Origin of the sequence: Helicobacter bilis ATCC 51630 (genome assembly GCF_000686565.1) — a bacterium.
Classification (GTDB): Bacteria; Campylobacterota; Campylobacteria; order Campylobacterales; family Helicobacteraceae; genus Helicobacter_A; species Helicobacter_A bilis.
The window spans coordinates 1-6,885 of sequence record NZ_JMKW01000073.1 but is presented as its reverse complement, the minus strand read 5'-3'; the positions used below and the strand labels follow the sequence as shown (position 1 = coordinate 6,885).

Genomic DNA, 6,885 nt, shown 5'->3' with positions numbered 1-6,885 from the left:
GGGTGAATACCTTGTAGCTATTTGGAATCTTTTAGCAAAATGTTTGACTACCCTATTGTATCAATGCTTTTTATCGCAACGATTGCTTTTAGGGGTTGTGCGATGATGGCGGTGATAAAAGGTCGCAAGATTACTTTGTGTTTGGTGGAGGGTTTTGATGCGGAATTTATTTTATCGTTGCGTTCTAATCAGCATAAAGCAAGGTTTTTGCACCCTATTGATAGCGAGATTGGAGCACAAAGGGAATGGATTGTAGATTACAAAAAGCGTGAATCTTTAGGCAAGGAATACTACTTTATGATAGAAGAGCGTGTGCCGCCTGATTTGAAGCATTATTTGGTTTAGTGCGTCTTTATGATTTTTTAGAGGATTCTTTTTGTTGGGGGAGTTTTATCACTATTGAAAATGCACCTTTTTATGCTGCAATAGAATCTGTTTGTTGTGTTTATGAGTTTGCATTTTATGGGCTTGGATTCACACAAAGTCATTTTGATGTGAGAAAAGAAAATAAAAGCGTAGTTGCATTTCATCAAAAGTTTGGTGCAAGTATTGTTGCAGAGGATACACAAAACTATTATTTCCATTTCACACGCCAAGAATACGAGAAAACTAAACAGAAATATCTAAAGTTTATGCCACTTGATATAGATTGCTTTATAGAATCTTTGAAAATTCAGTAAAAAACAGCAGTATTGTAGCAAAAAAAGATAGAATACACTTCTTTGAGAGACATAAGAAACTTTCTTATTTTAGCTATGCGCGTAAGGCTGTATCGATGAAAATCTATATAGCTGGGGAAAATAATATTGTCGTATAGGTTGCAGGCATTTATACGCAATATTAAAATTACAGCGTCTAGAGATCCTAAAAATAGCTTACGACTTAAGCAAGGCGAGATAATCCTTTGCCCTCTGTCTGTTTGGCTTCCTGCAAGAAAGGTGCGTGTAGATTGAAAGCTCATCACACACGCCAAAAAGCGACTTTTTCACAGAATCAAAAAAATAATCGCATATTTCAATAATTTCAGCTTGTGTGTTGATATGCTCATAATTCATAATGACATCATAATCTAGCTTGTATTTAAGCCTAAATTCTATGCCGGTTGAGAGTTTGTAAGCCAAAGTCCATAGGAATCTAGCTTGGCTTGGGATAGCAGCGGAAAACACTTAGTTTAAATTCACTTCCTTGCGTTTGATTTTCTTTTCTCTACTCTGTGCGTTAGCTTGAAGTTCTGCGTGTTGGTTTTTTATTTCAAGTGGCCAGTCTGCTCCTTGCTCTTGCACATTCCATTCTGGGTGTTCGCTTTCCGCACTTAAATAATCCTCCACGCAACACTGCTCTATAAACTTATAAGAAATAGAAACATTTTTGACTTTTTTCAGCCCAAACAACCCTTTGACTTCTTTTTCAAAATTCTCTTGGTAAATCATATAAAATTCTATTTTTTTACCCTATAAAATCGTGTGATAGAGAAAATACCACACGCCAAAACTTCTAATGCTTGGACGCCCTTTTACTCCGCCGTCTCTATAAATTTCTAAAGTGCTTTTGATTCCCCCTGCGGCTTGGCTTCCACCAATTTTTTTTAATCTCGCCATCTACTACAATAAGATACACTCTAGCTACATTTTCACTTAATATTTTTTGAGATAGTGCCTTGCCATTTTCATCTTTTAAATCTTTTAAGTAATTAAAATTAAGCTTTGTGCTACCGCTTACAAATTCCACATCAGCGATTTTAAATGCAGTTTTTACTTGCTCTATTTTCATTTCACTCCTTTATAATCAAAAGTTCGTGGCTTTGTTTGGTGTTGTCTGCATCGCCCCTTTCAATGCGATTTTTACCCATTCTTGTTTCGCCTTGTCCCATTGTATATTGCCATTTTGGCTCTAAGATTTTAAAATCCTTATAAGCTTCTCGCACAAACTCGCAATCATTATAGCTTAAAATAAACTTGCCTTTATGGTTTTTAAGACATTTTGCCAAAAGCTCGTGATTAAAGCTATTGTGATGAATAGGACAGTTTCGCATAGGATAAATCCCTTTAAACATTTTAGAATCCCCTTCCAAAAAATACGGCGGGTCGCAATAGAAAAAATCAGTAGGATATTTTTCAAACACCGCTTCAAAACTCGCCATTTCTACTTTGAGATTCTGCGTTTTAAAAGCTCTAATTTTCTCTAAGGCTTTCAAATAGCGATTTTTATCTTCATAGATTTTACTCATCCAGCCTAAAAATCCGGGTCCATAGCTTAGATTAAAATTAAAATAATAATCTCTTGCAAGTTTTAGAGAATCTAAATCTATCTTAGGTTTATTGTTAGGGTTTTTATGCCTTTCATTCCAAAATAAACTTAACTCGTTTTTGACTTTTGCGTAATTTTCTTTTGTGGGTTCAAGTTTTAAAAGCTCATTGTAAAGTGCGTTAGAATCCTTGCATAAAACTTGCCAAAAATTCACCAAAATATCAAATATATCAAAAGCTAAAACTTCAATATCAAGCTCTAAAGCTGCCGCTACTTCCACACTCCCACCGCCAATAAATGGGCTAATAAGTCTTTTTGTATCACTAGGAATCTGTTCTAAAATTAGCCCCACTGCTAAAGATTTACCCCCCACCATAACGCAAAGGACTTTTTGTATAGCGTTTATAAGTAAGATTTTTGCCTTTTACATGATGAAGAAAAATCTCTTTTTTTTGTCACAGCACAAGTGGTGAATAAGGTATGTTGTTTTATTCTTTGTGTCAAAATAATCCTTTTATTTTATATCTTATTCATTGAGATAATCTTGCAATGCTTTAGTGCTAACTCTTGTATTTTCATTATCATTGCTATTTGCCTGCATAGCAATAGCGGCACTCTTTGCACCTGAAATGGTTGTAAAATATGGGATATTAGTACGCAAAACGGCTTCTCTAATAAGCCTTGCGTCTGGCTGGGCTTTATTACTGCTTGTGTTAATTACCATGTCGATTTCATGGTTTGCTATCATGTCGTTAATATGCGGTCTGCCCTCACTCACTTTTAGCACCGCCTTAGCCTCTATACCCGCCTCGCTTAGAATCTTATGTGTGCCAAGCGTGGCTACAATCTCAAAGCCGATTTCTTGCAGGGTTTTTGCTAGTCCTGCGGCGTGTTTTTTATCGCTATTTCTTAGTGAAATAAAGATTTTTCCCTTTTTTGGCAATGGATTCTTACATGCACTTTGACTTTTATCAAATGCGAATGCAAAGCTCTTGCCTATCCCCATAACCTCCCCTGTGCTTTTCATCTCTGGTCCTAGTAGTAAATCAGCTCCCGGCAATTTATTGAAAGGAAAAACAGATTCTTTAACGCTGAAATGTTTTAATGGCTTATGTGTGAATATTTTATTTATCTTAGAATCTATACTCAAAGATTCCATATCAACACAGCCCACTTCTTTTACCATATTATATTTATCATAAAATCTTAACGCTTCTTCTAGTGTAGAATCTTTAGATTCTGCTTTTTTTACACTATGATTCCACATAACTCTTGTGGCAATTTTAGCTAAAGGAAGTCCTGTAGCTTTGCTTACAAAAGGCACGGTGCGACTAGCACGCGGATTTACTTCAATCAAATACAATTCATTATTATAGATTGCATACTGCACATTCATAAGCCCCACTACACCAAGTTTCAAGGCGATTTTAGCCGTGCTTTGCTCTATCTCTTTTAGCATAGATTCCCTAATATTTATTGTCGGCAGGGAACTCGCACTATCCCCGCTGTGAATCCCCGCCTCTTCAATATGCTCCATTATCCCGCCGATATACACACTCTCCCCATCGCTAATGCAATCCACATCAAGCTCAATGGCATATTCCAAAAACTTATCAATAAGCACAGGAGAGCTATCACTCACAGCAATCACTTCGTCCATATACTGCTTTAGCTCATCATCATCATACACTATCCGCATAGCCCGTCCGCCAAGCACATAGCTGGGTCTTACAAGCACTGGAAAGCCGATTTTATTAGCCACACTATATGCCTGTTCTTTCTCATAAGCTATGCCATTTTGGGGTTGTTTTAGCCCTAGATTATTTACAAAACTTGCAAATTTCTCTCTATCTTCTGCGGTGTCGATGACTTTTGCACTTGTGCCGATGATTTTAGCATTGATTTTTGTTAGGGAATTTGCAAGTTTTAAGGGTGTTTGTCCGCCAAAATGAACGATTATGCCATCTGGCTTTTCTCTCTCAATCACAGCCCGGACGCGTTCAAAATCAATTGGCTCAAAGTAAAGCACATCGCTTGTGTCATAATCTGTGCTAACGGTCTCTGGGTTGCAATTATACATTATGCTTTTTATGCCTAGATCATTTAGGGCAAAGCTTGAATGAACGCAGCAATAGTCAAACTCGATGCCTTGACCGATGCGGTTAGGACCACCGCCGATTATCATAACCTTAGAAAAATTCGTCTTGTGGTGAATTTCACGGGAATCTGCAGAATTGCTTGTGCGACAGCCCTTTAGGCTAGTCTCCGCACAATTCTTTGATAACCCACGAACTTCACTCACGATACTAGAATTTTCTGTGTTGCTAGAATCCATATCACTAGAATCTTGGCATTCTGTATTTACAGAATCCGCAATTCTAGGATTTTGCGTAAGATTTTGGGGTTGTGCAGAAAATTCTGCGGAGGCTAGCCTCAAAGGGCTGCCGCACAAAGAATTTTCAAACTCCCCAAAAGATTGCGTGAAAGCCGAATTGCCAACACTCACAAAGTTACCTATTGTTGAGTAAAGATACGGCGTAAGACTAGGAAACTCCGCCGCACAAGTATCCACCTCATTATACACACACTCCACACCAAGCCCAATTCTAGCCTGATACACTTCACTCTCACTTATCTCCATTCCATCATTATGCTTTAGCCAATGGGCTATCATCTTATCGCTAAAGCCATAGCTTTTTATCCGCCGCATAAGAGATTCGTCACTTAAAATCTGCGAAGTAATACTAGATTCAGAATCTACAATCTCTTTTATCTCGTGTAAAAACCACTTATCAATCTTACATAGCTCGTGCATTTCTTCAATACTCATTCCAAGCCCAAAGCCCTCGGCGATATAAAGCAGCCTATTTGCGTTTGGTCGTCTAATCTCTTTTTTAATAGTCTCTAAATCATTGCAGATTTGATTTAACCCAAAAATGCCTGTCTCAAGGCTACACAACGCCTTTTGCAAACTCTCTTTAAAGCTCCCGCCAATCGCCATTACTTCGCCGATAGACTTCATACTCGTTGTGAGTGTGGAATCTGCCTGTGGGAATTTCTCAAATGTGAATCTGGGTATTTTTGTAACAATATAATCAATGCTAGGCTCAAAACTCGCCGGCGTACCTGTGATGTCATTTTTTATCTCATCTAAGCTAAAGCCAACAGCTAGCATTGTAGCCACTTTTGCGATAGGATAGCCTGTTGCCTTACTTGCAAGGGCGGAGCTACGCGATACACGCGGATTCATCTCAATAACAGTCATTCTGCCATTTTTTGGATTTATAGCAAACTGCACATTGCTCCCGCCGGTATCTACGCCGATTTCTCGCAAGATTTTAAAACTTGCATCACGCATTCTTTGATACTCTTTATCCGTGAGTGTTAAAGCTGGTGCGATAGTGATAGAATCTCCCGTATGCACACCCATAGGGTCAAGATTCTCAATGCTACACACGATGATGCAGTTATCAAACTTATCGCGTATAACCTCCATTTCATATTCTTTCCAGCCAAGCAGGGATTCTTCAATTAAGATTTCATTAATGGGGCTTGTCTCTAAGCCATTTTTAGCCACCGCTTTAAACTCATCAATATTATATGCCACGCCACTGCCCCCACCTGCAAGGGTAAAACTAGCCCGAATAATAAGTGGGAATCCTATCTCTTTTGCTGCCTCTAGGGCTTCTTCTTCTGTGTAGGCATAGCGGGATTTTGGCAAGTCCATACCAATTTTTAGCATCGCTTCTTTAAAAGCCTGTCTGTCCTCGCCCTTTTTTATCGCACTAGGCTTTGCACCTAAAAACTCTATGCCCTCAAGCATTCCTTTTTCATACATACTCATTGCGACATTAAGGGCTGTCTGTCCGCCCATAGTCGGCAAAATCGCATCAACGCTCTCTCGCTTAATAATATCCGCAATAATCTCTTCAGTAATAGGCTCAATATAAGTGCGATCCGCAAAGTCTGGGTCTGTCATAATAGTCGCTGGATTTGAGTTTATAAGCACGACACGATAGCCAAGAGCTTTTAGCGTTTTTACCGCCTGTGTGCCAGAGTAGTCAAACTCACAAGCCTGACCAATGACAATAGGACCTGAACCAATGAGTAAAATCGTGTGAATATCGGTGCGTTTTGGTGCAATTTTTTGGGTTTGTTGTGTGGGGTTTGGCATATATATCCTTTAAGATTCTGTCTTTTTTTGCAAAATTATACAATAGAATCTTTATTACTTTGTTATATTGAGTGCATTAATATCGCTTAGTTGTTGTGAGTAAAACTCACTTTATATTTTAGAATCTAAGGCATTTTTAATAGCATTATCGATATTATCTTTTATGTTATCTAGGTGTTTATTTGCCCTAAATTTCTTTAAATCACTGCTGCTTTTTTCATAATTTCGCATGATTTCATTTATATTTTTGCGTAATTCTATGGCTTCGCTTAGGCTTATATTTGCTTTAGATTCTAGCTTTTGGGTTTCTCGTATTAAAGTATTTGTGAGTTGATTATCAAGTCCTAAGCTTTCAATTGCATCATCTGTTACTTGTTTGTAGCCTTGCAGTAATGTAGCTTTAAAGTCTGTATCATTTAATGCATTTTGCAAGTTATCAATGCTTGTTTTATAATCTTGTTTTG

At 38.0% G+C, this 6,885-nt stretch carries 4 protein-coding genes and 3 pseudogenes; 2 read left to right on the top strand and 5 right to left on the bottom strand.

The features are described 5' to 3' along the window. The first annotated feature begins 21 nt into the window (after positions 1 to 21). Positions 22 to 345: a GNAT family N-acetyltransferase gene (locus T368_RS16900; protein ID WP_230455597.1), complete on the top strand. Its 324-nt coding sequence runs from the start codon at positions 22 to 24 to the stop codon at positions 343 to 345. Further along, positions 345 to 680, top strand: a complete 336-nt coding sequence (locus T368_RS16895) for a hypothetical protein (protein ID WP_004085168.1) — start codon at positions 345 to 347, stop codon at positions 678 to 680. The genes T368_RS16900 and T368_RS16895 overlap by 1 nt, the downstream gene beginning before the upstream one ends. Before the next feature lie 195 nt (positions 681 to 875). On the opposite strand, the gene T368_RS16890 is transcribed toward T368_RS16895, so the two are convergent. From T368_RS16890 to T368_RS15955, 5 genes and pseudogenes are all read right to left on the bottom strand, one after another. After that, positions 876 to 1,166, bottom strand: coding sequence for a hypothetical protein (locus T368_RS16890; protein ID WP_230455598.1), 291 nt, complete (start codon positions 1,164 to 1,166; stop codon positions 876 to 878). After that, positions 1,167 to 1,770, bottom strand: a pseudogene (locus T368_RS16885) (GIY-YIG nuclease family protein). 1 nt (position 1,771) lies between these two features. Continuing rightward, positions 1,772 to 2,690: pseudogene (locus T368_RS14000) on the bottom strand (DNA adenine methylase). Between the two features lie 83 nt (positions 2,691 to 2,773). Beyond that, a complete protein-coding gene (carB, locus tag T368_RS0110420; RefSeq protein ID WP_004085175.1) occupies positions 2,774 to 6,421 on the bottom strand; it encodes a carbamoyl-phosphate synthase large subunit in 3,648 nt (1,215 codons plus the stop codon). 111 nt (positions 6,422 to 6,532) lie between these two features. Further along, positions 6,533 to 6,885, bottom strand: a pseudogene (locus T368_RS15955) (hypothetical protein); the annotation flags it as partial.